The sequence below is a fragment of the Cellulomonas endometrii genome (genome assembly GCF_949769265.1).
In the GTDB taxonomy this organism is placed as follows: Bacteria; Actinomycetota; Actinomycetes; order Actinomycetales; family Cellulomonadaceae; genus Cellulomonas; species Cellulomonas endometrii.
Genome location: NZ_CATKPC010000006.1, coordinates 159,415 through 183,275, shown reverse-complemented (window position 1 = coordinate 183,275; position 23,861 = coordinate 159,415). Strand labels below are relative to the sequence as shown.

The following is a 23,861-nucleotide window of genomic DNA, read 5'->3' as shown; positions in this document are numbered from 1 at the left end:
CCGCCCGCGCCGCCGGCCCGGGTGCAGCAGGGCCCCGGGAGCCGGCGTCGCCGCGGCTCCCGGGGCCCTCGTGCGCGGGGTCAGTCGCGCGTGAGCTTGCGGTACGTCACCCGGTGCGGGCGCGCCGCGTCGGCACCGAGGCGCGCGACCTTGTTCTCCTCGTACGAGGCGAAGTTGCCCTCGAACCAGTACCAGCTCGACGGGTTCTCCTCGGTGCCCTCGTAGGCGAGGATGTGCGTCGCCACCCGGTCCAGGAACCACCGGTCGTGGGACACCACGACGGCGCAGCCGGGGAACTCGAGCAGCGCGTTCTCCAGCGAGCCGAGGGTCTCGACGTCGAGGTCGTTGGTGGGCTCGTCGAGCAGGAGGAGGTTGCCGCCCTGCTTGAGCGTGAGCGCGAGGTTCAGGCGATTGCGCTCGCCACCGGACAGCACGCCCGCGGGCTTCTGCTGGTCCGGGCCCTTGAACCCGAACGAGGCGACGTACGCGCGGGACGGCATCTCGACGTTGCCGACCTTGATGAAGTCGAGCCCGTCGGACACGACCTCCCACAGGGTCTTCTTCGGGTCGATGCCGCCGCGGGACTGGTCGACGTAGGAGATCGAGACCGTCTCGCCGACCTTGAGCTCGCCGCCGTCGAGGGGCTCCAGCCCGACGATCGTCTTGAACAGCGTCGTCTTGCCGACGCCGTTCGGGCCGATCACGCCGACGATGCCGTTGCGGGGCAGCGTGAACGTCAGGCCGTCGATGAGCTTGCGGTCGTCGAAGCCCTTCTCGAGGTCGTGGGCCTCGAGCACGATGCTGCCCAGGCGCGGGCCCGGCGGGATCTGGATCTCCTCGAAGTCCAGCTTCCGGGTGCGGTCGGCCTCGGCCGCCATCTCCTCGTAGCGGGCCAGGCGGGCCTTGGACTTCGCCTGGCGGCCCTTGGCGCTGGAGCGCACCCACTCGAGCTCGTCCTTGAGGCGCTTGGCCAGCTTGACGTCCTTCTTGCCCTGGACCTCCATGCGGGCGGCCTTCTTCTCCAGGTACGTGGAGTAGTTGCCCTCGTAGGGGTACAGGCGGCCGCGGTCGACCTCGCAGATCCACTCGGCGACGTGGTCCAGGAAGTACCGGTCGTGGGTCACGGCGAGCACGGCGCCGGGGTACGACGCGAGGTGCTGCTCCAGCCACAGCACGCTCTCGGCGTCCAGGTGGTTGGTGGGCTCGTCGAGCAGCAGCAGGTCGGGCTTCTCGAGCAGCAGCTTGCACAGCGCGACGCGGCGGCGCTCACCACCGGAGAGCACGGTCACGTCGGCGTCCGGCGGCGGGCAGCGCAGGGCGTCCATCGCCTGCTCGAGCTGGGCGTCGAGGTCCCACGCGTCGGCCGCGTCGATGGCCTCCTGCAGCACGCCCATCTCGGCGAGCAGCGCGTCGAAGTCGGCGTCGGGCTCGGCCATCAGGGCGGAGATCTCGTTGAACCGGTCGATCTTGCCCTTGATCTCGGCGACGCCCTCCTGGACGTTCCCGAGGACGGTCTTCTCCTCGTTCAGCGGCGGCTCCTGCTGGAGGATGCCGACGGTGAAGCCGGGGCTCAGCCGCGCCTCGCCGTTGGACGGCTGGTCGAGGCCCGCCATGATCTTGAGGATCGTCGACTTCCCCGCGCCGTTCGGCCCGACGACGCCGATCTTGGCGCCGGGCAGGAAGTTCAGCGAGACGTCGTCGAGGATGACCTTGTCGCCGTGCGCCTTGCGCGCCTTGTACATGCTGTAGATGAACTCAGCCACTGGCTCTTCGTCCGCCTCGGTGCTCGTCGGTGATCGGGTCTCGTGCGGGGGCGCGGCGCGTGCCGCGCCCGGTACGTCGCGGCGGCCGGCACGTCCGCGGGGACGCGGGCGGGCTGGCGGCGCCGGGCGACGTCGCGATCCCCCAGCCTAGGCGATCCGCGCGCCGGGGACACGGGCCCACCGCGGTCGGCCCGCCGGCCCGGCGCCCCCGGCGCGCTCGACCCCGCACGCCCCGGCGCGCTCGACCCCGCACGCCCCGGCACGCTGACCGCGGCGCCGGCACCGCGCGGCTGCCGCGGTCAGGCCCCCACCGGCTCCGCGGTCAGCGCCTCGGCGTCCTCGGGGAGCTCCACCGCGCCCGAGACGTCGAACGGCACCACCGGGCGGACGCCGCTTTGCCGCGCCCGCGCGCCCGCGTCCGCCGGCCTGCCGCCGTCCCGTCCGCCGCCCTCGGTCCCGTCGCCGTCGCTCGCACCGCCGTCGGCACCGTCGCCGCCGCCGGACCCGTTCCGCACCTCGTGCACGGTGCGCGAGAACCGGCTGGTCCCGCGGGCCAGGTCGTGCCCGACGGAGTCCGCGGTGAGCTCCGCCGTGGTGCGCGTGTGCCCGTCGGGCGCGACCCAGTCCTCCAGCCGCAGCCGCCCGTGCACGACCACGGGGTCCCCGCGCCGCAGGCTCTCCGCGACGTTCTGCGCGAGCTGCCGGAACACCTTGACCGTGAACCAGCTGGTGTCCGCGTCGACGTACATGTCGCGCTCCCGGTCGTAGACCCGCGGGGTGCTCGCCAGCCGGAACTTCGTGAAGGGCACCTGCCCCTCGTCGCCCCGGTAGACGGTGGGCTCGTTGCCGACCCAGCCGACGACCGTGAGGTCGACCTCGTTGACCGCCATTGCGTCCTCCTCGTCCGTGCCGGCACCCGGTCGGGCCGGCGGTGGACGACACGCTGGCGGACCCGCCGCACCCCGAGCGCCCGGCCCGGCGCCGCCCTGGGGACCACGCGACCGAGCCCGGCCTGTGGACGGCTCAGCGCGCCGTGATGGTGCGGTCAGCCCTGCCGCGCACCCGCCGCGAGCTCGCGCACCCGCCGGTGGTCGGCGAGCACGGCCCGGGTCGGCGCGGCGAGGCACTGCTCCGCCACGCCCTCCAGCGCCCGGCGCCCGTCCTGCCGCACCCGCTCCGCCCGCCGCACCGCGGCCGACCTGCGCGCGCGCACGGCGAGCACGGCGCACAGCACCGTGAGGACCACCAGCCCGGCGGCCACGGGCCACAGCAGGCGCACCGCCTCGGACGGACCACCGCTGCCGAGCGCGACCCCGCCGCCCACGGCCGCCACCACGACGGCGGCGACGCCGAGCACGAACGCCAGCACGGACAGGGTCGCCGCGAGCCCCGAGCGGCGGGCGACGACCGCCACGTGGGACAGCGCCTCGTCCGCGGCGGACCGGATCTGCTCGGTCTCCGCGAGCCCGCTGCGCACGGACTCCGCCCACCGGCGCGGCAGCCGCGCCGTGACGGCGTCCGCCCACTGCCCGCGGGCCAGCGCGACCGTGCCGGGCTGGACCGAGACGAACGAGGGCAGCGGGTCCTCGCTGCCCCGCACGACGGCCGCGACGGCGTCGGCGATGGCGGGCAGCCCCGCGGCCTGTGCGAGCGTCACGGCCACGGGAGAGACGTCGAGGGCGTCGGCGGGAGGCTCCGCGTCGGCGACCTCGCCCTCCAGCAGCCGGGCGGAGTCCACGATCTCGGCGGACGCGCGCCGCGCGGCGAGGCTCTGCCGGCCGACCACCTCCGCGAGCGCGTCCCGCATCTCGGCGATGCCCTCCCCGGTGCGGGCCGAGGTGGTCCGGACCGGCACGCCGGTGAGGCCGTCCTCGACGAGCAGGCGGGCCACGTCGGTGACCAGGGCGTCGCGCTGCTCCGGCGGCACGGTGTCGACCTGGTTGAGGACCACGAGCATCGCGCCCTCGTGCCCGACGAGCCGGCGCAGGTACCCCGAGTGCAGCGCGTCGTCGGCGTACTTCTGGGGGTCGACGACCCACACCAGCAGGTCCGCCATCGGCAGCAGGCGGTCGACGGCGGCGCGGTGCGCGGGCTCGATGGAGTCGTGGTCGGGCAGGTCGAGCAGCACGAGGCCCCGCAGCGGCGCCTCGGTCTCGCCGTCGAGGGCGCTCTCGCGCTCGATGCGCCGGTCCGGGTCCACCTCGAGCCAGTCGAGCAGCGCGTCGCCGCCGGTGCCCCACACGCAGGCCGTGGCCTCCGCGGTGGTGGGCCGCTTGACGCCGACCTCCGCGAAGTCGAGGCCGCAGATCTCGTTGAACAGGCTGGACTTGCCGGAGCCCGTGCCGCCGAGCAGCGCGACGACGGTGTGGTCGACGCCGAGCGCGAGCCGCGACCGCACCTGGTCGCCGATCGACCGGACGCGGGCGGCGGTCGCGGGGTCCACGCGGTCGCCGGCCACCACGAGCGCCTCGTCCAGGCGCGCGAGGCGCCGGGTGAGCGCGGCGGTGTCGCTCCGGGCGTCCTGCTCGGGAGCGACGGCGGCGGACCCGGACGACGGGGCGGCGGAGTCGACGACGGTCGCCGCGCCCTGGCCCTCGGGCGCGGGCCCGTCGGTCGTCGGCCCGGTCATGTCAGCCCCTTGATCACGGCGAGGCGGAGCCGCAGCAGCGACGCGGCGTCCGGGGCGAGCTCCGGCCGGTCGAGCACCGCGGCGGCCGCTGCGCCCTCGCGGTCGGCCTGGGCGGCGGCGTGCTCGACCAGCCGGTCCCGCAGCGTCTCGACGGCCCGGGTGCCGCGCTCCCCCAGCAGGTTGACGAGCATCCGCTCGGCGGCCTCCAGCCCCGCGGCGGCCGCGAGCGCCAGCGCCGCGAGACCCTCGTCGCCGAGCGCGCGCTGGGCAGCGGCTGCGCGCTTCGCGGCCGTGGCGGCGGCGCGGCGTGCCGCCCGGTCGGCACCGGGCGGCACGGGGGTCGGCGTGGCCTCGGTCAGCACCTCGACGGCGCCCCCGACCCAGTCCCGGGCGGCGCGCTCGACCTCCCGCGGCCGGTCGGCGGCGCGGTCGGTCGCCGACCACAGCGACGCCGCGGAGGGAGCGCCCGCGGGCCCGGCCGCGAGGGCGTCCCGGAGCGCCCGCTCGGTGGCGGCACCCGCGGCGGCGAGGGTGGAGGACGCCGAGGACACGAGGTCCTGCACCAGCGGCAGCACGGCGGCGCCGCGGTCCCGGCCCGCGCGCCGTGAGCGGTCGACGCGGCCGGAGCCGCGCACCACCCCGGCCAGCGGGCCACCGGGGGCCGTGAGCTCGGCCCACCGCGCCTGCGCGGCGCCCTGGGCGACGGCGCCGCGGCGCACGGTCCGGCGGGCGTCCTCGGCGGGCTCGCGCGCGGCGTCGACCAGCAGCGAGCGGATCGTCGCGGCGGCGGCGGCCTGCCGCTCGACGGCCTCGGCGAGCTCGTCCACCCAGGGGCGCAGCGCGGCCAGCGAGCCGCGCAGGGTGCGGGCGACGACGGTCCGCGCGCGGTCCGGGCCGGCGAGCATCGTCAGCCACCGGGTGATCGGCGCGATCAGCGCGGCGTCCAGCGGTCCCTCGTGCGGGCCCAGATCGGGCACCACGAACAGCGGCGAGCCCTGCATGTCGTGCCCGCGCAGCCGCTCCAGCAGGTCGCCCCGCACCGTCGGCAGCGACGCCGGGTCGACCCGGTTGAGGACCATCGCGACCGACGCGCCCCGCTCTCGCGCCCCGCTCAGCACCCGCCACGGCAGCGCGTCGCCGTACCGGGCGGCGGTCGTCACGAAGAGCCACAGGTCCGCCGCCTCGAGCAGCCGGTGCGCGGCCCGGCGGTTGCCCTCCTCGACGGAGTCGAGATCCGGGGCGTCCATGAGCGCGATGCCGCGGGGCACCCGGTCGGACTCGACGACCTCGACCGCGTCGGTGACGGGGTGCTCGCGCACGAGCTCGGCGTCCTCCGGGTGGTGCACCAGCACCGGCCGGCGGGTGGTCGGACGCAGCACCCCGGCGACGCTCACCTCCGTGCCGACCAGCGAGTTCACGAGCGTCGACTTGCCCGCTCCGGTGGATCCGGCCACCACCACGATCGCGGGTGCGGACAGCCGGCGCAGCCGCGGCACCAGGTGGTCGGCGAGCTGGTCCACCAGGCGGGTGCGCGAGGCGCGGTCCGCCGTGACCCCGGGCACCTCCAGCGGGAAGCCGGTGGCCCGGACGTCACGCAGCAGGTCGGTGAGCGCGTCCCGCAGGGACGTGGCGGCGAGCGGCCGGTCGAGGACCTCCCTCGCGGCCGTGCTCTCCGCCTGCGCGCTCACGGCCTCATCCTCGCCCGTCCGGGGGACGGCGGCCAAACCTACGCGCCGTGTGACCTGCGCGGGAATCCGGCCGGGCAGCGCACGAGACCGCCGGGCAGGGCGGCACCGGGGAGCCCCGGCCGCGTAGGCTGGTGCGCCGGACGGGCACCGTGCCGCGCGAGGCCGCCCCGGACGCGCCTCCATAGCTCAATGGATAGAGCAACGGCCTTCTAATCCGTCGGTTGCAGGTTCGAGTCCTGCTGGGGGCACCGCGTCGCACTCGGAACTTCCCTCCCGACACGTGAGCGCCCACGGGAGGCGGGTCGCAGACGTGTCCCACCCGGGCAGGGCTGCTGCACGTCAAGGCGTGAAGCGGTCCCGTCCGGCGTCAGCTCGACGGCCGGCTCGCGCGCCGGGCACCCCGGAAGACCGCACCGGCACCGGACGCCGTCGCGGCCGCACCTGCGATCAGCAGGACCGACCACAGGTCCGACTCGCGGAACACCCATCGGGCGAGCAGCGAACCGATCGCTGCTCCGACGAGCACCGACGTGAGCACGGTGAGCATGCGCCCACGGCGAGGTTCCATCTGCTCATCATGGCGCTGACCGCCCGCCGATGTGGCCGTTTCCGCAGGCGGCCGGCCACCCGCCCCGCGCTACCTCGGGGTGATGGTCACGTCGACGGTGTCGCCGACGTCCTTGCCGAGCGCCTTTCGGACCTTGGCGCTGAGCGACACCATGTGCCCGCCGGTCCCGGTCACCATCGCGCCGACGTTCTCCAGCAGCACGTCGTCGACGGCCGCGTCGACCCGGACCGTCCTCCCGGTGCCGAAGAACTCCGCGGAGTCCGGGATCTCCACACAGCTCCAGGTCTCGCCCTTGACCTCGACACCGATCGTCGTCCGGAAGCTCAGCTGCTCTGCGCCCATGACCGCAGCGTATGCGGGGTCTCGCCGTCGACCACGGCATGCAGGGGTCGGCTCGCTGCCGTGCCGGATCAGCGTTCTGCCGCTACACGAACCGGATCTCCTCGACGAGGTGCTGGACGCTCGCCGCACGGTCGGCGGCGGCGGACTCGCGCGCGACGGCCTCGGCGTCCTCCCGGCCGCGCTGCTCGCTCAGGTCGCCGTCGATGTCGGTGAGCAGGGCGACGAGCTCGTGAGCCAGGCCGTCACGCAGCTGTCCCAGGGTGGTGTTCCCGATCAGCAGGCGCCGGTCGGAGACCTTGAGCGTCACCCGCGGGTAGCCGCGCTCGGCGAGCCGCTGCGTGCTGTCGCGGCCCTCGATCGCCGTCTTCTCGGGGTGGGTCACCTGGCGGGTGAACACGACCGGCACCGTGTACGTCGTGGGCTCGTCGTCGGTCCCGAGCATCGCGGGCAGTCCGCTGACCAAGATGGACGCGAGCCGCAGCGTGTCGTCGCCGGTGGCGCCCACGTCACCTCCGGCACGAGCCTCGGGCACGACAGGTTCACCGGTGCGCAGGGACGTGGAGCTGGAGACGGGGTGGACGGGCATGACGCCCTCCGATGCTGGATCCGGGTCGTCGCCTCACGGAGAGGTCCTCGATACCGGGCTACCCCCAGTCTACGTCCGGCGCCGGGCCGCTCAGCCCACCACCGCCGCACGCACCCGCCCGCCGGGGATCGCCGCGACGAGCTCCCGCGTGTACTCCTCCCGCGGGTCCAGCAGGATCTGCTCCGCGGTGCCCTGCTCCACGAGCCGCCCGTGGTGCAGCACCCCGACCTCGTCGGCGACCTGCCGGACCACGGCGAGATCGTGCGAGATGAACAGGTACGTCAGCCCGTGCTCGGCCTGCAGCCGCACCAGGAGCTCGAGGATCTGCGCCTGGACGGACACGTCGAGCGCGGACACCGGCTCGTCGAGCACGACCAGGTCCGGCCGCAGCGCCAGCGCCCGGGCGATCGCGACGCGCTGCCGCTGCCCGCCGGAGAGCTCGCGAGGGCTGCGCCGCAGCGCGTCGGGGGGCAGCGCGACGTCCTGGACGAGCTCGCGGGCCCGCGCGGACCGCTCGGCGCGGGTGCCGATCCCGTAGGCGCGCAGCGGCTCGGTGATCACCTGCTCGACGGTGAACCGCGGGTCGAGCGACGCGTACGGGCTCTGGTAGACGACCTGGAACCCGCGCCGGAGCCGCCGCAGGGCCTCGCCGCGCGTCGCGGTGATGTCCTGGCCCCGGAACAGCACGCGGCCGGACGACGGGCGCTCCAGGCGGAGGGCGAGCCGCGCGGTGGTGCTCTTGCCGGACCCGGACTCGCCGACCAGGGCGTAGGTGCGGCCGCGCTGGACGCGCAGGCTGACGCCGTCGACCGCGAGCACCGCCCGGGACGCGGCGCCGCGCGGCAGCGGGAAGGCCTTGCGCACGTCGGCGAGCTCGAGCACGGGGACGCCGTCCCCGGTCGACGCCGCGGGCACCGGGACCGACGCCGGCGCGACGAGCCGCTCGCTCGCGAGGCTCGGGGCCGCCGCGATGAGCGCCTGCGTGTACGGGTGCTGCGGGGCGTGCAGCACCTCCTCGGCGGTGCCCTCCTCGACCACGACCCCACGCTCGAGCACGACGATCCGGTCGGCGCGGTCGGCCGCCACGCCGAGGTCGTGCGTGATGAGCAGCAGCGCCGTGCCCTGGTCGCGGACGAGCTGATCCAGGTGGTCGAGGATCCGCCGCTGCACCGTGACGTCGAGGGCGCTGGTGGGCTCGTCCGCGACGAGCAGGCGCGGGCCGGCGGCGATCGCGACGGCGATGAGCACCCGCTGGCGCATGCCCCCGGACAGCTGGTGCGGGTACTGGCGGGCGCGGGCGGCGGGGTCGTCGATGCCGGCGCGCCGCAGCAGCTCGACCGCGCGGCGGCGCGCCTCGGCCCGCCGGGCGAGCCCGTGGATCACGAGCACCTCCGCGACCTGGTCGCCGACGCGCTGCACCGGGTTGAGCGAGACGGTCGGGTCCTGGGGCACGAGCCCGACCTCGCGGCCGCGCACCGCCTGCAGCTCCTTGTCGGTCAGCCGCGACACGTCCCGGCCGGCGAGCCGCACGGTGCCGCCGGTGACGGCGCCGCCCCGGGCCAGCAGGTGCAGCGCCGCGTGGGCAGTGGTGCTCTTGCCGGAGCCGGACTCCCCCACCAGCGCGACGACCTCGCCGGCGCGGACGGTCAGGTCGACGCCCCGCACGGCGCGGTAGGTCCCGCCGCCGGCCGTCCGGTACGCGACCTCCAGCCCGCGCACCTCGAGCACGGGCTCCGTGCCCCGGTCCTCCTGCGTCACTGGTCGTCTCCCGTCGTCTCGAGGGCGCGCGCCACGCGGTTGGCGGCCAGCACCACCGCGACGATCACGAGCCCGGGCAGGGTCGTCAGCCACCACGCGGTGGCGAGGAAGTCGCGGCCGCCGGAGACCAGCGACCCCCACTCCGGGGTGGGCGGCGGCGTGCCGTAGCCGAGGAAGCTCAGCGCGGACACGGCGAGCACCGCCGCCCCGAGCTCCAGCGCGACGAGCGCCAGGACCGGTCCGGACGAGTTCGGCAGCACGTGCCGGAGCAGCACCGCGTACCACCGCGACCCGGACGCCCGCGCCGCCTCGACGTAGACCGAGGTGGACGTGCGCAGCACCTCGGCGCGCATCACGCGCGCGAACGTCGCGACCGCGCCGATGCCGACCGCGACGGCGATCTTCGCCGCACCGGTGCCCAGCGCCGTGATGATCGCCAGCGACAGCAGGATGCTGGGCACCGCGAGCAGGACGTCGACCAGCCGGCCGACCACGTCGTCCACCCACCCCCGCAGGAATCCCGCGAGCAGGCCGAGCAGCGAGCCCACGACCAGGCCGACCGCGACCGCGAGCGTCGTCGTCCGCAGGGACAGCGAGGCGCCGTGCACGACGCGGGTCCAGACGTCGCGGCCGAGGTGGTCGGTGCCGAGCAGGTGCGCGGCGGACGGCGGCTGCAGTCGGTCCGCGGGGACCCCCGTCAGAGGGTCGCCGGACGCGAACACCCCCGGTGCGACAGCCCACGCGGCGACGAGCAGCAGCACCAGGCCGGCGAGGACCAGCCCGGGCCGTCGGACCAGGTACCGGGCGGCCCGCGCGACCCGCGGGCCGGTGGCCCCGGCGCCGCGCACCCGGCCGCGGCGCAGGATCGACCGCGCGTCCTCGCGGTCGGTGATCTCGATCTCGTCCGTCGTCCGCGCCAGCGGGCCGGACACGGCGGCGCTCACGCGGCCACCGCCCCGAGCCGACCGCGGGACTGGATCCGCGGGTCGAGCAGCGGGTACAGCAGGTCGACGACGAGGGTGGTGACCACGAACACCAGCGCGGACAGCACCACGACGGCGAGGACCACCGGCACGTCCTGCTGGTCGACCGACTGCACGGTGAGCCGCCCCAGCCCGACGCGCGAGAACACCGTCTCCGTGACGACCGCCCCGCCGAGCAGGGAGCCGACCACCACGCCGAGCATCGTGAAGGCGGGGATCGCCGCGTTGCGCAGGGCGTGCCCGAGGTGCACGCGCAGCCGCCCGGCGCCCTTCGCCCGGGCGGTCTCCACGTACGGCTCGCCGAGGGTGCTGCGCAGGCTGCGGGACAGCACCTGGGCGAGCTGGGCGCCCGGCGGGACGGCCAGCGTGACGGCGGGGAGCACCAGGCTGCGCCACCCGTCGTTGCCGATCGCCGGCAGCAGCCCCGCGCGGAACGACACCCACTGCAGCAGCACGAGGCCCACGAAGAACGTGGGCAGCGCGACCCCGAGCGGCGGCAGCGCCGACAGCGCCTGGCGCAGCGCCCGGCTGCGCGGCAGCACTGAGGCGACGGCGAGCACGGTACCGCCGGCCACCGCGAGCGCCAGCGCGGCACCCGTCAGCTTCAGGGTCTCCGGCAGCGCCTGGGCGACGAGCGTCCCCGCCGGTGCGCCCGACTGGTACGAGGCCCCGAAGTCCAGCCGCAGGGCCCGCCACAGCGCGTCGGCGTACTGCACGAGCACGGGCCGGTCCAGGCCGTACTGCGCGCGCAGGTCGTCGAGCAGCGCCGGGTCGACGTCCTGCACCTCGCCGCCGGCGCCGGCCGCGAGCGCGGCGGGGTCGCTGGGCAGCAGGTAGAGGACGAAGAACGCGAGGGTGAACGCCGCCCAGAGCACGAGCAGGCCCTGGGCGGCGCGCCGCACGAGGTACCGGGCCATCAGCTGGCGTCCACCCACGCGTCGTAGAAGTCCAGCCGGCTGGAGCCCTCGAACGTCAGGCCGTGCACGTGCTCCGCGGCGGCGATCGTGGTCGACAGCTCGTAGACCGGGATGGCGTGACCGTGCTCGATCAGCAGCCGCGACGCCGCGGTGACCAGCTCCTCGCGCGCGGCGGGGTCGGTGGCGGCGGCGGACCGGTCGAGCAGGTCGTCGACCTCCTCCGGCGCCCGCTTGTTGATGTTGCGGGCGTTCGCGGAGAACACGGTCCGGAGCACGTCCGGGTCGGACCGGGTGAGGTTGTAGTAGTCGAAGTCGAAGTCCCCGTCGGCCTTGATCGCCGTGGACTCCGCGATCTCGACGTGCTGGAGCTGGAGGTCGACGCCGATCTGCCGGAGCTGCTGCTGCACCAGCTCGAGCGGCGCGGGGTCCTGCCAGAACGTCACGGTCGTCGACAGCCGCTGGCCGTCCTTCTCGCGGATGCCGTCGTCGCCGACCGCCCAGCCCGCGTCGTCCAGCAGCTGCTCGGCGCCCTGCGGGTCGTAGGCGAGGTCGTCCGCGAGTGACTCGAACAGCGGCGTGGAGTGGGACAGCACGCCGGACGCGGCCTGGTCGCGCTCGGTCAGGACGGTGTCGACGATCTGCTGCCGGTCGATGCCCTTCGAGATGGCGACGCGGACGGCCTCGTCGGACGCCAGCGGGCTCGACTCGTTCGGGAACAGCTGGTAGGCGACGCCGGGGTTGGCGCGCTGCTCGAGCCAGAACCCGTTGCCGTCGAACTGCGCCTGGTCGACGGGGTTGATCGCCGCCGTCGCGTCGATCTGGCCGGACTGCAGGCTGCCCGCGCGGACCGAGGCCTCGGGGATGACCTGGAACGTCACGGTGTCGAGGTAGGCCTCGCCGGTGTGGTCGTTCGCGGCCGAGCCCCAGGCGTAGCCGTCGACCTTGGAGAGCACGACCTCCTGGTCCTGCGTGTACGACTCGACCGCGAACGGCCCAGAGCCCACGTAGTCGCCGGCGCACCGCTCCTCGGGCGTCAGCGTCGCCGACGCGGGCGACAGCAGGCCGAGCGAGAACGTCGAGCTCGCCTGCAGGAACTGCGCGCTCGGGGCGGCGAAGTCCACGGTCACGGTCCGCTCGTCGACGACCGTCGTGCCCTCGTACCCGACCAGGTACTGCGAGCCGAGCGACGCCGTGGCGCCCAGGGCGACGATCGTGTCGAAGTTCGTCTTCACGGACGCGGCGTCGATCGGCGTGCCGTCGGCGTACACGGCGTCGTCCCGCAGGTGGAACGTGTAGCTCGACGCGTCGTCGCCGACCTCCCAGCTCTCGGCGAGCCACGGCACGATCTCGCCGGACTCCGGGTCCTGGGCGGTCAGGGACGCGACGGTCTGGCGGGCCACGGCGATCGCGTCGTTGTTGCCGACCTGCTGCGGGTCGATGCAGCGGGAGTCGACGGTGATCGCGAACCGGAGGTCGCCGCCCTCGACGGGCTCGGCCGACGCGGCGGCGTCCGTGGGGCCGTCACCGCCGGAGCCGCCCGCGCCGCCCGAGCACGCGCCGAGCAGCAGGGTCGTGGCGGCGAGGGCGGCGGCGGCGCCCGAGCGGGCGTCCCGCCGGCGGGGAGGTGTGGTCATGCTGAGCTCCTGGTGGTCGCCGGCAGGGGCCGGCCGGCGCGGGGCCGGAGCGCGCGGGGGCGCGGTCCGGCGGCCGTTGCCGTGCTTACCCGTCCCGCGGTCGCGGTCGGGTCAGGTCGTTCCCGGAGCACCCCGTCACGTCGAAGGGTTGCTGGCCAGCGAGCCGGGCCTTGGTGCTGGCGCTCGTCACCCGGGGGTGAGGGAACCCGCGGCGGCGGGGCCGGTCAAGGAGCCGCCGCGGGGTTCTCACATGCCGGATCCGGGTGTCGCCGCGGTGAACCCGGCCGCCCGGCGCGGGTCCGCCGCGCTCCACAGGTCGGTCGTCACCTCGGCCCTCACGAGCGGCGCGACCTCCTCGGCGAACCGGCGCAGCACGTCCTCCTGCTCCGCCGGGTCGAGCAGGTGGTTCACCGAGACGGACTGCAGCACGTGCCCGTAGGACGCGTGGTAGTCGAGGATCTTCTCGGCCACCCGCTCCGGGGACCCGACCAGGGCCGGCCCGCGCTCGACCGCCTCCTCCAGGGTCCGGAAGCTCGGCGCCCTCCCGACGGCGTCCGCCCCGTACCCGCGGCGCGCAGCGGCGTCCACCTGCCCCTGGTACAGCGGCCGGTACTGGGCGACCGCCGCCTCGGTGGTGTCGGCCAGGAACAGGCCGCCGGACCCGGCGCCGACGAACGCCGCCGCCGGGTCGTGCCCGTGCGCGGCGTACCGCTCGCGGTAGTGGTCGATCAGCACCTGGTAGTTCTCCCGCGGCTGGAGCGCGTTCGCCGTGACGACCGGGTCGCCCCACCGCGCCGCGAGCTCGACCGCGAACCGGGACGTCGCCGACCCGTGCCAGATGCGGAACGGACCCGCGTACGGGCGGGGCAGGGTGGTGGCGTGCTCGAGGCGGTGCCGGTGCCGGCCCTCCCAGGTCACGTCCTCCTCGGACAGCAGCAGCCGGAGCAGCTCGTAGTTCTCCTCGAGGTACTCGTACTGCCTGCCGACGTCGAGCCCCAGCAGCGGGTACTGCAGCACCTCGTTGCCCTTGCCGATGACGATCTCCAGCCGCCCGCGGGACAGCTGGTCGACGGTGGCGAGGTCCTCCGCGACCCGCACGGGGTCGAGCAGCGCCAGGACCGTGACGCCGGTCGACAGCAGGATGCGGCTGGTCGACACCGCGACCGCCCCGAGGATCACCGTGGGGGCGGACGACAGCACGTCGCCGGCGTGCCGCTCCCCCACGGCGAACGAGTCGAACCCCAGCTCCTCGGCCAGCACGGCGTGCCGCACCGTGCGCGCGAGCCGGTCCGCCGGCGGCACCGCCCTCCCGGTCACCGGGTGCGGCGGGTTGAAGACGATGTCGAGCAGCTGGAACCGCACGCCGCGTCCCGCTCAGGCCGCGGCGGCGGCAGCGGCGGCGTCGCGGGCGGCGACCCCCTCGCGCACGAGCGGGATGACGTACCGGCCGAAGTCCACGGCGTCGTCGAGCAGGTCGTACCCGCGCGCCGAGATGATCCGGACACCGCGGTCGTAGTACGCCAGCAGCGCCTCCGCGACCTGCTCCGGCGTGCCGACGAGCGCGTTGGAGTTGCCCGCGCCGCCCGTGGCCCGGGCCGTCGCGGTCCACAGCACGGAGTCGAACCGGTCGCCCTGCGCCGCGATCTCCAGGAGCCGCTGCGACCCCGCGTTCTCCGGCTTGTCGGCCGGGTGCCGGGGGCTCAGCACGCCGCCGAGGGCCGCCTTGCGCGCCTCGATCCGGTCCAGCACCCGGTGCGCCTTCTCCCAGGCGAGCTCCTCGGTGGGCGCGATGATCGGCCGGAAGGCGGCGTGGATCCGGGGCGGGGTCGCGCGCCCGGCTGCGGCGGCCTCGGCGTGCACCCGGTCGATCTGCTCCTGCGTGCGGTCCAGCGGCTCGCCCCACACCGCGAAGATGTCGGCCTCGGCCGCGCCGACCCGGAACGCCGCGTCGGAGGACCCGCCGAACGAGATGGTCGGCACGTGCCCGTCCACCGGCCGGGTGTCGAGGCGGAAGTCGTCGAAGTCGTAGAACCGGCCGTGGTGGTCGAACGGCTCGGCGGACGTCCACGCCTGCCGGACGATCTGGATGTACTCCTGGGTGCGCGCGTACCGCTCGTCCTTGGTGAGGGTGTCGCCCTCGCGCTGCTGCTCGTGGTCGTTGCCGCCGGTGATGAAGTGCACCGACAGCCGCCCGCCCGACAGCTGGTCGAGCGTGGCGAACGTCTTGGCGGCGTAGGTCGGGTACGAGACGTTCGGCCGGTGCGCGAGCAGCAGCTCGATCGACTGCAGCCGGGCGGCGGTGTACGCCGCGAGCGCCGCCGGCTCCGGGCCGGACGACCCGTAGGCGAACAGCACGCGCGTCCAGCCGTTGTCCTCGTGGGCGCGCACGATGCGCTCCAGGAACGCCGGGTCGAACGGGCGGGTGGTGGCGGCGCGGGTCTCCGAGCCGTCGTTGGCGGTGGCGATGCCGAGGAACTCGACGGGCATGGTGGTGCCTTCCTGCGGGTGCGGGGGTGCGGGGGGATGTGCCGGGCGTTCAGGCCTGGTCGGCCGGGGCGGCCGGTTCCGTGGCGGGCAGGCCGGCGGCCTTCCAGGCGGGGAAGCCGCCGTCGACGTGCGACACGGTGTACCCGCGCGCGGCGAGCTCCTCGGCGACCGGTCCGGAGCCGGCGTTCGAGCCGCAGACCACGACCACCGGGGTGTCGATCGAGATCACCGGGGTGCCCACGGGCCCGAACAGGGCGTCCAGGTCGGTGCGGTCCGCGAGGGTCGCGCCCGGGATGTCGCCGTGCGCCGCGCGGCCGCCGGCGGACCGGACGTCGATCAGCAGGGCGCCGCGCTCGAACTCGGCGGCGGCCTCGGACGCGGGCCTCAGGGGCGGGGTGCTGGTCATGGTGTGCTCCTTCGTCAGGGGACGGGCTCGTCAGGGGACGGGCTCGTCAGGGGGTCGGGCGTGTCAGGGGACGAGGACCGGCACCGCGCCGGCCGTGGGGGCGGGCGAGACGGGGCGCCGCCACGCGTCGGCGAGGAGCGCGAACGACCGGCGCGCGTCGGCGGGGTCGTGCGTGGCGGTGGTGACCAGGAGCTCGTCGGCGCCGGTCACGCGCTGCAGCGTCTCCAGGCGGGCGACGACCGTCGCGGGGTCCCCGACCACGCGGGTGTCGACGCGGTCGGCCACGAGCGCCCGCTCGCCGGCGTCCCGCGCCTCCCACGGCACGGCGTCCCCGGGCCGCGGGTAGGCGACGGCGCCCGAGGCGCCGCGCCGGATGGACAGCACCCAGTCGGTGAACGGGGTCGCCAGCTCCCGGGCGCGCTCGACGGTGTCCGCGACCAGCACGTCCGCCGACACGACGACGTACGGCTGGGCCAGGACGCCGGGCCGGAAGGCCGCGCGGTAGGCGGCGATCGTGTCGAGCGTCGTGGCGGGACTGACGTGGAAGTTCGCGGCGATCGGCAGCCCGAGCTCCCCGGCCACCCGGGCGCTCTCCCCCGCGGACGACGCGAGCACCCACAGGTCGAACGCCGCGCCCTCGACCGGCGGGGACACGTGCCGGGTGCCGTCCGCCTCGGCGTAGGTCCCGGCCCGCAGGCCCAGCACCAGCTCGAGCTCGTCGCGGAACGCCGCCGGCGTCCGGGACGCCCCGACCACGCGCTTCTGGGCGAGCAGCCGCTCCCGCAGCACGGAGTCCGACGCGTCGAACGGGGGCGCCGCGGGGACGTACAGCCCGTCGACGACCCGCGCCCCGACGCGGGGGCGCTCCGGGGCCGGCGCGGCCGCGGGGCTGCCGGCGTCGCCCTCCCGCTGCGGCGGCGGCGTGAACGCCCGCCCGAGCCCGAGGTCCACGCGCCCCGGGTGCAGCGCGGAGATCGTGCCGAACTGCTCCGCCGCGACGAGCGGGCTCGTGGTGCTGAGCAGCACGGCGCCGGACCCGACGCGGATCCGCTCCGTGCGGGCCGCGACGGCGGCCGCCAGCACCGCGGGGGCGGCGGACCCGACGCCGGGCGACAGGTGGTGCTCGGCGTACCAGACCCGGTGGTAGCCGAGCCGGTCGAGGTCGACCGCGAGGTCGACGGCCGCGCGCACCGCCTGCGCGCCGGTGGCGCCCTCGGGCACGACGGCCAGGTCGAGCACGGACAGCGGGACCCGCTGGAGGTCGTCGGACATGGTTCCTCCTGGAGGACTGTGGGCGGGGTGCGGCCGGTGTCAGGACGTCTTCGGCAGGCCCGGGGGGTTGGTCTCGGGCGCCTCGATGGCCTCGTCCTCCAGGCCCCAGCGCTCCAGGACCTGCTGGTAGGTGCCGTCGTCGAACGCGCCCTGCAGCGCGGCGGTCACGGCCTCGGCCGCGCCGGAGCCCTTCACCGTCGCGACGGCGATCTGCGCGGTGTCCGGCCAGCCGCCGTTGAGGGTGCCGACCACGGCGAAGTCCTGCGGCGAGACCTTGGCCTTGTACGACGCGCTGGCGTTCGGGCCGAACGAGGCGTCGATCCGCCCGGACTGGAGCGCGAGGATCGTGTCGCCGTCGTTCTCGAAGTACTCGACCTGCACGGGGTCCAGGCCGGCGTCCTGGTTCTCCTGGTCCCAGGCGAGCAGGATCTTCTCCTGGTTGGTGCCGGACCCGACGGCGACCGTGAGCCCGGCGACGTCCGACGGCTCGTCGACCTCGGTGATGTCGCTGTCGGCCTGCACCAGCCAGCCGAGCTGGTCGTTCCGGTAGGACGAGAAGTCGTACTTCTCCTTGCGCTCCTCGGTGACGGTGACGTTCGCGATGACGGCGTCGACGTCGCCGGACTCCAGCGCGAGCGGCCAGTCGGCCCACGCCTTGACCTGCAGGTCGAGCTCCTTGCCGAGGGCGTCGGCGACGAGCTGCGCGATGTCCGTCTCGTTGCCGATCGGGGTGGCCTCGTCGTCGGCGAGGAACGACAGCGGCGCGGTGAACGCGCCGACCGCGACCGTGAGGGTGTCCTTCGCGGCGAGCTCCGGCGGGAGCAGCGCGATCGCGTCCGGGTTCTCCTGGGTGTGGATGCGGTCCTGGTCCGGCGAGGTGTTCACCTCCAGGCCGGCGGCCTCGGCGGCGGCCTGGAGATCACCCCCGGCCTCGCCCCCCTCGGCGGCGTCGGACGTCCCGCCGCAGGCGGCGAGCAGGGCGAGCACGGGGGCGACGGCCAGGGCGGCGGCGGCGGTTGCGGACCGGCGGCGCGGCCGGCTCGGGGTGGTCGTGCGCATGGTGGTGCCTCTCGGTGGTGGGGAGGTGCAGGCAGACGGGTGCGGACGGGTGCGGACGGGGGTCAGCGGACCTTGTCGAGGAACGCGCGGGTGCGGGGGTGGGCCGGTGCGCCGAGCACCTGGGCCGCGGGGCCGTGCTCGACCACGACGCCGCCGTCCATGAAGACGACGGTGTCGGCGACGTCGCGGGCGAAGCCGACCTCGTGGGTGACGACCACGAGCGTCGTGCCGCCGTGCGCGAGACCGCGGATGACCTCGAGCACCTCGCCGACCAGCTCCGGGTCGAGCGCCGACGTCGGCTCGTCGAACAGCAGCAGCGCGGGCCGCATCGCGAGCGCCCGGGCGATGGCCACGCGCTGCTGCTGCCCGCCGGACAGCTGCCGGGGCCGGGCGTCGGCCTTGTCCGCAAGCCCGACCCGGGCGAGCAGCGCCCGGGCCTCGGGCTCCACCTCCGACCGCGGCCGGCCCTGCGCGGACACCGGGGCCTCGACGACGTTCTGCAGCGCGGTGAGGTGCGGGAACAGGTGGAAGTTCTGGAACACGAATCCGATGCGCGTGCGCTGGCGCAGCACGTCCCGCTCCGTCAGCTCGCGCAGCACCTCCGTCCCGCCGGTGCGGCGACGGGACGGGCGGATGCGGCCCGTGCGGCGACGCGCGTACCCGATCACCTCGCCGTCCAGCGCGACGAACCCGCGGTCCGGCCGCTCCAGGTGGTTGATCAGCCGCAGCAGGGTCGACTTGCCCGAGCCCGACGGGCCGAGGACGACGGCGACCTCCCCGGGGCGGACCTCCAGGTCGACGTCGCGCAGCACCTCGAGCGTGCCGTACGCCTTGTGCAGGCCGTGGATCTGCAGGTGCCCGCCCGTCGTGCGGCCGGCGGACCTGGCGAGGGGTGCCGCGTCGGTGGGCGTGGGGGTGCTCAGGGTGGCGGTCATGCCGGGCCTCCGGTGTCGCGGGTGGCGGCGCCGTCCCGGGCGCCGGTGCGGGTGAGGTGGCCGCGCCGGGCGGCGGCCAGGAACGACGGCGGCAGGTCCGCCGGCAGCGGCCGGCCGGTGAGCCGCCCGGCGGCGACGGCGAGCGTCCACCGCAGCCGCTGCAGGGGCGTCGGGGGCAGGGTGCGCAGGGCACCCTTCGCGTAGTGCCGCTCCAGGTAGTACTGGGCGACGGTCAGCAGGGTGGTGGTCGCGAGGTACCAGATCGCCGCGACGAGCAGCAGCGGCACCACCCGCTGGTTGCGGCCGTAGATCACGCCGACCGTGTAGAACAGCTCGCCGTACGCCAGGACGTAGACGACCGACGTGCCCTTGAGCAGGCCGATGGTCTCGTTGACCGAGGTCGGCACGATCGTGCGCATGGCCTGCGGGAGCACGATCCGCAGCTGCTGCCGGCCGCGCGGGATGCCGAGCGCCGCCGCCGCCTCGTGCTGGCCCTGGTCGACGCCGAGGATGCCCGCCCGCACGATCTCCGCGGAGTACGCGGCCTGTGACAGCCCCAGGCCGAGCACCGCGGCGCCGAACTTGTCGACGACGTCCAGCGTGTCGAACGCCACCAGCTCCGGCCCGAACGGCACCCCGAGCGACAGCTGCGGGTACAGGTACGCGAGGTTGTACCAGAGCAGCAGCTGCAGGATCAGGGGCACCGACCGGAACACCCAGGAGTACCCCCACGAGACCGACTGCAGCAGCGGCGACCGGGACAGGCGCATGAGCGCGAGCACCGTGCCGAGGCCGAAGCCGATGACGCTGGCGACCGCGGTGAGCCGGAGGGTCGCCCACACCCCCTCGAGCACGGACGGCCACGTGAGGTACGTCGCGACGACGTCCCACTCCCACTGCGGGTTGGTCAGCAGCGAGCTGACGACCATCGCGAGCAGGACGGCGACGCCCGCGGTGGCGACCCACCGGCCGGGGTGCCGGGCGGGTCGGACGGGCAGGTCCGCGAGCGCCGGGGCGGTGGGCGCTGCGGGCGGGCGCAGGGCGAGGTCGGTCACGAGGTCACCAGCCACTTCTCGAAGGCGTGCGCGCCGACCGTCTCGGGGTCGGCGGCGGGGTCGAACAGGGGCGTGTAGCCCGCGGCGCGGTAGAGGCCGACGGCCTCGGGCTGCCGCGGCCCGGTCGTCAGGTAGATCCGCGGGTAGCCGCGCGCGGCGGCGCGCGCCTCGAGCTCCGCGAGGACGACCCGGGCCAGGCCCCGGCGCCGGTGCGCCGCGTGGGTCCAGATCCGCTTGAGCTCGGCGGTCCGGACCGCCGGCGTCCCGTCCTCGGTGCGCGCGCCGGCGCGGGTCAGGCGGGCGGGGTCCCCGAGCTCGGGCTCGTGGCGGCGACGGAACGCCCCGCCCGCCACGGGCTCGCCGTCGTCGAGCACGAGCACGAGCTCGCCGTCCGGCGGCGCGAACTCCTCGGCGCCGTAGTGCTCGAGCTCGTCGCGCAGCTGCGCCGGGGTCAGCAGCCGCTCGTACCGGGTGCCGTACTCGTGGGCGAGGCCGTCGAGCAGCGGGCGCACCAGCGGGTCGTGCAGCGCGACGGCGCGGACGGTGAGCCGGGCGGCGTCGGGGTGGGCGGCGTCGGGGTGGGCGGCGTCGGGGTGCGCGGGCGCCGGTGTCGGCAGCTCGGTCGTGGTCATCGGATCACCTCGGGGTCGGTCGGGCGGAGGGCGTGGCGCCCGGTCAGGTGGTGGCGAGCGCGGCGGACGGGCGGAGCCGGAACAGCCCGGCGTGCTGCAGCGCCGGGACGACGCGGTCGACGAGCGCGTCGAGGTCGGCCTCGGGCGCCGAGGGGCGGACGACGAACCCGTCGGCCGCGCTGGCGTCCACCCAGGCGGCCGCCAGCGCGGCGAGGTCGGCGCCCGTCCCGGCGAGCACCGGGACCCGCGCGCCGGCGTGGGCGGTCCCGCCGCCGTCCCCGGGCCGGGCGAGCGCGAGCCGGGCGGCGGCGGTCTCCGGGTCGTCCGCGAGCGCCACGTCGACGTCGGCGAGCACCCGCACGGCGCCGGCCGGGCGCCCGGCGACGGCCGCCGCGTCCCGCACGAGCGAGCGCAGCCGCGCGCCCTGCGCGACGTCCGGGACGGCGATCCGCGCGACGGCCCCGCGCCGCCCCGCCCACGCGGCCCCCGCCGCACCGGAGACGGGGAGAACCACGCAAGGCCACCCCGCCGCGGGGCCGGGACCGGGACGGCGGCCGCCCGGCCCCACCGCGAACCGCACCCCGTCGTGGTCGACGCGGAACCGGCCGTCGGGGTCGAGCAGCAGGGCGCCGGCGTCCCCGGGCCCGTCCCCTCCCCTCGACCGCCGCCACGGCAGCCTCCGCGCCGCCGCCACTCGCGCTCGTCCGCACCCGGCGCGGGGCCGGAGAGCAACCAGCCCGCGGGTCCCCGCCCGGCGCGCTGCACGCCCCGGACCGCCCCCGCCACGTGCGCGGGGTCGACGTGCTCGTGCGCCACCCCGGCGACGAGGGCGGTGCCGGTGCCGAGCGGCGCGACCCGGGCGGCGGCCACGGCGGCGTCGAGCCGGCCCGGGACCTGCCGGCGGCCGGGGTGCAGCAAGAACGCGTCGCCCAGCAGGACCAGGTCGAGCAGGCCGCGGACGGCCCGGTGCACGAGCCGCGCCAGGCGCTCGCCGTCGAAGGGGCGCGGGACGACCACGCCGTGCGGGCCGTGGCCGCCGGGGCGGGCGCCCAGCGCCGTCAGGTCGACGGCGAGGACGACGTGCCGGTCCTCGGGGCGGGCGGGGCCGGGCGGGGCCGGGCGGGGGGGGGGGGGGGGCATGGCGGGGCTCCGTTCGCGGGCGGCAGGGCGGGACGGCGCGCGGCAGCGCGGACCGGGGTGCCGGACGGGGTGGGGTGCGGCCGGTGGGGTGCGGCCGGTGGGACGCGGACCGGCGGGCCGCGGCGCGAGGTCGCGCGCGGGGCGCTGCGCGCGCTCGGCGCGGCGGGGTGCGGGAGGTCAGCGACAGCGACAGGAGGCGGCGCGCGGGGCGACGGCGCCCGGCAGGCCGGCGGGCACGGCGCAGGGCCGTGCGGCGCGGGAGGACGGACGCGCGGTCGGCGTCGGCGTGCTCCGGTTCATGCGTGCTCCTCGGTGCGCCCGCCGGGGGACGGGCTCGCGTGTTGCCCCACTGCCGGCGGCAGCGGGCCTGGTCCTCACCCGGGGCACCCACCCGCGCGGGGGGTTGCCGTCCGACGAGCCGGGGCTTGGTGTCGGAGCTCATGACCACCGGGCCTCACCGCCGGTGCTGCTCGGCGTGACTCGGTGCCGCGGAACTTAGGGACGCCGCGCTCGGGAAGTCAACGAGCCGGGTGCGGCGTCTCGCATGGCGGAGCGATGTCACCGCGGGGGCGACGCACGGTCCCGGATCGTGAGAACTCCCCCGCGCACCGTCGGCCCGCGCGCCCGCCGGTGCTAGACAGCCGCCCGAGGTCACGAGTCCCAGCGCCAAGCCCCGGCTTGCTGGGCAGCAACCCCACGTCACGGCGGGGTGCTCCGGGAGATGACCTGGCCGTCGGCCGGGGCTCACCCCCCGTTCCGCCGCGCGGCAAGCGTGATCGACCCGTCTGCGAGGCACCCCATGACGTCCCGTCCCCCTGCCGTCGTCGCCCTCTCCGGCAACCCGCGGCCCGGCTCCCGCACCCTCCAGGCCGCCCGCGCGGTCGCCGCCCGCGTCGCGGAGCACCTGACCGACGGCCCCGCTCCCGCGGTCACCACCGTCGACCTGGCGGAGCTCGCGGGCGAGGTGCTCGCCCCGGTGCACCCCGCCGCCGACGACGCCCTGGCCCGGCTCGCCGCCGCCGACGTGGCGGTCGTCGCGACGCCGGTCTACAAGGCGTCCTACACCGGGCTGCTCAAGGCGTTCCTGGACCTGTACGGCCCGGACGGCCTCGCCGGGGTCGTCGCCGTCCCGCTGGTCGTGTCCGGCAACCCCGCGCACGCGCTGGCCGGCGAGGTGCACCTGCGGCCGGTGCTCGTCGAGCTCGGCGCCGTCGTGCCGACCCGGGCGCTCGCGGTCACGGAGGCGCAGCTGCCCGACCTCGACGCGGTGCTCGACGCCTGGCTGCTGCGGTCCGGCGCGGCGCTGCGGCGCGCTGCGGGCGTGCCCGCGGACCCCGCCGTCACCCGTCCGGCCGTGGCGGTGGCCCGGTGACCGCCGAGCACACGGACCTGTCGGCGCTCGAGCGGCTGCTCGCCGAGCAGGACGAGCGGCAGCTGGACGCCCAGGAGTTCAAGTCGGTGTTCCGCCGGCACCCCGCGGGCGTCGCCGTGGTGGCGCTGCGGCACGAGGGGCAGCCGGTCGGGTTCACCGCCACGTCCGTCATCTCGGTGTCCGCCGCCCCGCCGCTGCTCGCGTTCTCGCTCGCGTCCACCTCCTCGTCGTGGCCGGCCGTCTCGGGGGCCGCGACGCTGGCGGTGAGCTTCCTCGCGGACCACCAGCACGACGTCTCCGCCCGGTTCGCAACCAGCGGGATCGACCGGTTCGCCGCCGGCGGGTGGTCGTCGCTCGCGACCGGTGAGCCCGTGATCGACGGCGCGGTGTCGTGGGTGCGGGCGCGGGTGCTGCAGCGCACGCCCGTGGGCGACAGCTACCTGGTCTCGCTGCGGGCCCTGTCCGCCGGCTCCCCCGCCGCCGACACGGCTGGGGGCGCGGCCGGGGACGCGGGCCGCCCGCCGTCCCCGCTCGTCTACCACGACCGCACCTACCACCGGATCGGCGGGCACTCGGCGCTCTGAGGCGCCCCGACGCCCCCGCACCGACCGTCACCCCGCACCCGCGCGCCCCTC

Annotated in this window: 22 protein-coding genes, 1 tRNA gene and 3 riboswitches; of the genes, 3 read left to right on the top strand and 20 right to left on the bottom strand. The window is 76.2% G+C overall.

Annotation, left to right across the window (positions count from 1 at the left end):
- Window positions 1–80: 80 nt before the first annotated feature.
- From ettA to QNH85_RS09165, 4 genes are all read right to left on the bottom strand, one after another.
- The gene (gene ettA / locus QNH85_RS09180; RefSeq protein WP_213281807.1) at window positions 81–1,763 is read right to left on the bottom strand and encodes an energy-dependent translational throttle protein EttA; all 1,683 of its coding nucleotides are present in this window, start codon (window positions 1,761–1,763) and stop codon (window positions 81–83) included.
- A 299-nt stretch (window positions 1,764–2,062) separates the two neighbouring features.
- Window positions 2,063–2,653, bottom strand: a complete 591-nt coding sequence (locus QNH85_RS09175; RefSeq protein WP_282945922.1) for a single-stranded DNA-binding protein — start codon at window positions 2,651–2,653, stop codon at window positions 2,063–2,065.
- A 155-nt stretch (window positions 2,654–2,808) separates the two neighbouring features.
- Complete coding sequence (locus QNH85_RS09170) at window positions 2,809–4,392, bottom strand: GTPase (protein WP_282945920.1); 1,584 nt, start codon at window positions 4,390–4,392, stop codon at window positions 2,809–2,811.
- Window positions 4,389–6,080, bottom strand: a complete 1,692-nt coding sequence (locus QNH85_RS09165; RefSeq protein WP_282945918.1) for a dynamin family protein — start codon at window positions 6,078–6,080, stop codon at window positions 4,389–4,391. Before QNH85_RS09165 ends, QNH85_RS09170 begins: the two co-directional genes overlap by 4 nt.
- A gap of 175 nt (window positions 6,081–6,255) precedes the next feature.
- On the opposite strand from QNH85_RS09165, the gene QNH85_RS09160 reads away from it, so the two are divergent.
- Window positions 6,256–6,328, top strand: a tRNA-Arg gene (locus tag QNH85_RS09160).
- Window positions 6,329–6,447: 119 nt separating this feature from the next.
- Here the strand turns inward: QNH85_RS09160 and QNH85_RS09155 are convergent.
- The 16 genes from QNH85_RS09155 to QNH85_RS09080 form a co-directional block, all read right to left on the bottom strand.
- On the bottom strand, window positions 6,448–6,648 hold the full coding sequence (locus tag QNH85_RS09155; protein ID WP_282945917.1) for a hypothetical protein: 201 nt from the start codon (window positions 6,646–6,648) through the stop codon (window positions 6,448–6,450).
- Window positions 6,649–6,717: 69 nt separating this feature from the next.
- Complete coding sequence (locus QNH85_RS09150; RefSeq protein ID WP_282945915.1) at window positions 6,718–6,990, bottom strand: DUF1905 domain-containing protein; 273 nt, start codon at window positions 6,988–6,990, stop codon at window positions 6,718–6,720.
- An 82-nt stretch (window positions 6,991–7,072) separates the two neighbouring features.
- Window positions 7,073–7,576 (bottom strand): hypothetical protein, encoded by a 504-nt coding sequence (locus tag QNH85_RS09145; protein ID WP_282945913.1) that lies wholly within the window; start codon window positions 7,574–7,576, stop codon window positions 7,073–7,075.
- A gap of 90 nt (window positions 7,577–7,666) precedes the next feature.
- The gene (locus tag QNH85_RS09140; RefSeq protein WP_282945911.1) at window positions 7,667–9,334 is read right to left on the bottom strand and encodes a dipeptide ABC transporter ATP-binding protein; all 1,668 of its coding nucleotides are present in this window, start codon (window positions 9,332–9,334) and stop codon (window positions 7,667–7,669) included.
- Entirely contained in the window at window positions 9,331–10,278 is a 948-nt protein-coding gene (locus QNH85_RS09135; protein ID WP_282945909.1) for an ABC transporter permease, read from the bottom strand. The genes QNH85_RS09140 and QNH85_RS09135 overlap by 4 nt, the downstream gene beginning before the upstream one ends.
- Window positions 10,275–11,234: an ABC transporter permease gene (locus tag QNH85_RS09130; RefSeq protein ID WP_282945907.1), complete on the bottom strand. Its 960-nt coding sequence runs from the start codon at window positions 11,232–11,234 to the stop codon at window positions 10,275–10,277. The genes QNH85_RS09135 and QNH85_RS09130 overlap by 4 nt, the downstream gene beginning before the upstream one ends.
- Window positions 11,234–12,868 (bottom strand): ABC transporter substrate-binding protein, encoded by a 1,635-nt coding sequence (locus tag QNH85_RS09125; protein ID WP_282945906.1) that lies wholly within the window; start codon window positions 12,866–12,868, stop codon window positions 11,234–11,236. The genes QNH85_RS09130 and QNH85_RS09125 overlap by 1 nt, the downstream gene beginning before the upstream one ends.
- Window positions 12,869–12,944: 76 nt before the next feature.
- Window positions 12,945–13,059, bottom strand: a riboswitch (SAM riboswitch).
- A gap of 55 nt (window positions 13,060–13,114) precedes the next feature.
- On the bottom strand, window positions 13,115–14,230 hold the full coding sequence (locus QNH85_RS09120) for an LLM class flavin-dependent oxidoreductase (RefSeq protein WP_282945904.1): 1,116 nt from the start codon (window positions 14,228–14,230) through the stop codon (window positions 13,115–13,117).
- Window positions 14,231–14,242: 12 nt separating this feature from the next.
- Entirely contained in the window at window positions 14,243–15,355 is a 1,113-nt protein-coding gene (locus tag QNH85_RS09115) for an LLM class flavin-dependent oxidoreductase (protein WP_282945903.1), read from the bottom strand.
- Window positions 15,356–15,404: 49 nt separating this feature from the next.
- Complete coding sequence (locus tag QNH85_RS09110) at window positions 15,405–15,761, bottom strand: rhodanese-like domain-containing protein (RefSeq protein WP_282945901.1); 357 nt, start codon at window positions 15,759–15,761, stop codon at window positions 15,405–15,407.
- Between the two features lie 63 nt (window positions 15,762–15,824).
- Window positions 15,825–17,033: an LLM class flavin-dependent oxidoreductase gene (locus QNH85_RS09105; protein WP_282945899.1), complete on the bottom strand. Its 1,209-nt coding sequence runs from the start codon at window positions 17,031–17,033 to the stop codon at window positions 15,825–15,827.
- A 39-nt stretch (window positions 17,034–17,072) separates the two neighbouring features.
- Complete coding sequence (locus QNH85_RS09100; protein ID WP_282945897.1) at window positions 17,073–18,092, bottom strand: ABC transporter substrate-binding protein; 1,020 nt, start codon at window positions 18,090–18,092, stop codon at window positions 17,073–17,075.
- A gap of 62 nt (window positions 18,093–18,154) precedes the next feature.
- Window positions 18,155–19,027, bottom strand: coding sequence for an amino acid ABC transporter ATP-binding protein (locus tag QNH85_RS09095; protein ID WP_282945895.1), 873 nt, complete (start codon window positions 19,025–19,027; stop codon window positions 18,155–18,157).
- Window positions 19,024–20,082 carry an amino acid ABC transporter permease gene (locus QNH85_RS09090; protein ID WP_282945894.1) on the bottom strand — a complete coding sequence of 353 codons (1,059 nt, stop codon included), beginning with the start codon at window positions 20,080–20,082 and terminating at the stop codon, window positions 19,024–19,026. Before QNH85_RS09090 ends, QNH85_RS09095 begins: the two co-directional genes overlap by 4 nt.
- Entirely contained in the window at window positions 20,079–20,714 is a 636-nt protein-coding gene (locus QNH85_RS09085; protein WP_282945893.1) for a GNAT family N-acetyltransferase, read from the bottom strand. The genes QNH85_RS09090 and QNH85_RS09085 overlap by 4 nt, the downstream gene beginning before the upstream one ends.
- Window positions 20,715–20,757: 43 nt before the next feature.
- Window positions 20,758–21,228 carry a hypothetical protein gene (locus QNH85_RS09080; RefSeq protein WP_282945892.1) on the bottom strand — a complete coding sequence of 157 codons (471 nt, stop codon included), beginning with the start codon at window positions 21,226–21,228 and terminating at the stop codon, window positions 20,758–20,760.
- 959 nt (window positions 21,229–22,187) lie between these two features.
- Window positions 22,188–22,300, bottom strand: a riboswitch (SAM riboswitch).
- Window positions 22,301–22,503: 203 nt separating this feature from the next.
- A riboswitch (SAM riboswitch) is annotated at window positions 22,504–22,633 on the top strand.
- A gap of 20 nt (window positions 22,634–22,653) precedes the next feature.
- On the opposite strand from QNH85_RS09080, the gene QNH85_RS09075 reads away from it, so the two are divergent.
- Entirely contained in the window at window positions 22,654–23,226 is a 573-nt protein-coding gene (locus tag QNH85_RS09075; protein WP_282945891.1) for an NAD(P)H-dependent oxidoreductase, read from the top strand.
- The gene (locus tag QNH85_RS09070; RefSeq protein WP_282945889.1) at window positions 23,223–23,810 is read left to right on the top strand and encodes a flavin reductase family protein; all 588 of its coding nucleotides are present in this window, start codon (window positions 23,223–23,225) and stop codon (window positions 23,808–23,810) included. Before QNH85_RS09075 ends, QNH85_RS09070 begins: the two co-directional genes overlap by 4 nt.
- The last annotated feature ends 51 nt before the right edge of the window (window positions 23,811–23,861 follow it).

Coding starts and splice junctions, on each gene's coding strand:
- QNH85_RS09155 (WP_282945917.1), bottom strand. CDS start 6,648: ATGGAACCTCGCCGTGGGCGCATGCTCACCGTGCTCACGTCGGTGCTC.
- QNH85_RS09125 (WP_282945906.1), bottom strand. CDS start 12,868: ATGACCACACCTCCCCGCCGGCGGGACGCCCGCTCGGGCGCCGCCGCC.
- QNH85_RS09145 (WP_282945913.1), bottom strand. CDS start 7,576: ATGCCCGTCCACCCCGTCTCCAGCTCCACGTCCCTGCGCACCGGTGAA.
- QNH85_RS09100 (WP_282945897.1), bottom strand. CDS start 18,092: ATGCGCACGACCACCCCGAGCCGGCCGCGCCGCCGGTCCGCAACCGCC.
- QNH85_RS09105 (WP_282945899.1), bottom strand. CDS start 17,033: ATGTCCGACGACCTCCAGCGGGTCCCGCTGTCCGTGCTCGACCTGGCC.
- QNH85_RS09130 (WP_282945907.1), bottom strand. CDS start 11,234: ATGGCCCGGTACCTCGTGCGGCGCGCCGCCCAGGGCCTGCTCGTGCTC.
- QNH85_RS09085 (WP_282945893.1), bottom strand. CDS start 20,714: ATGACCACGACCGAGCTGCCGACACCGGCGCCCGCGCACCCCGACGCC.
- QNH85_RS09075 (WP_282945891.1), top strand. CDS start 22,654: ATGACGTCCCGTCCCCCTGCCGTCGTCGCCCTCTCCGGCAACCCGCGG.
- QNH85_RS09115 (WP_282945903.1), bottom strand. CDS start 15,355: ATGCCCGTCGAGTTCCTCGGCATCGCCACCGCCAACGACGGCTCGGAG.
- QNH85_RS09170 (WP_282945920.1), bottom strand. CDS start 4,392: ATGACCGGGCCGACGACCGACGGGCCCGCGCCCGAGGGCCAGGGCGCG.
- QNH85_RS09110 (WP_282945901.1), bottom strand. CDS start 15,761: ATGACCAGCACCCCGCCCCTGAGGCCCGCGTCCGAGGCCGCCGCCGAG.
- QNH85_RS09175 (WP_282945922.1), bottom strand. CDS start 2,653: ATGGCGGTCAACGAGGTCGACCTCACGGTCGTCGGCTGGGTCGGCAAC.
- QNH85_RS09095 (WP_282945895.1), bottom strand. CDS start 19,027: ATGACCGCCACCCTGAGCACCCCCACGCCCACCGACGCGGCACCCCTC.
- QNH85_RS09150 (WP_282945915.1), bottom strand. CDS start 6,990: ATGGGCGCAGAGCAGCTGAGCTTCCGGACGACGATCGGTGTCGAGGTC.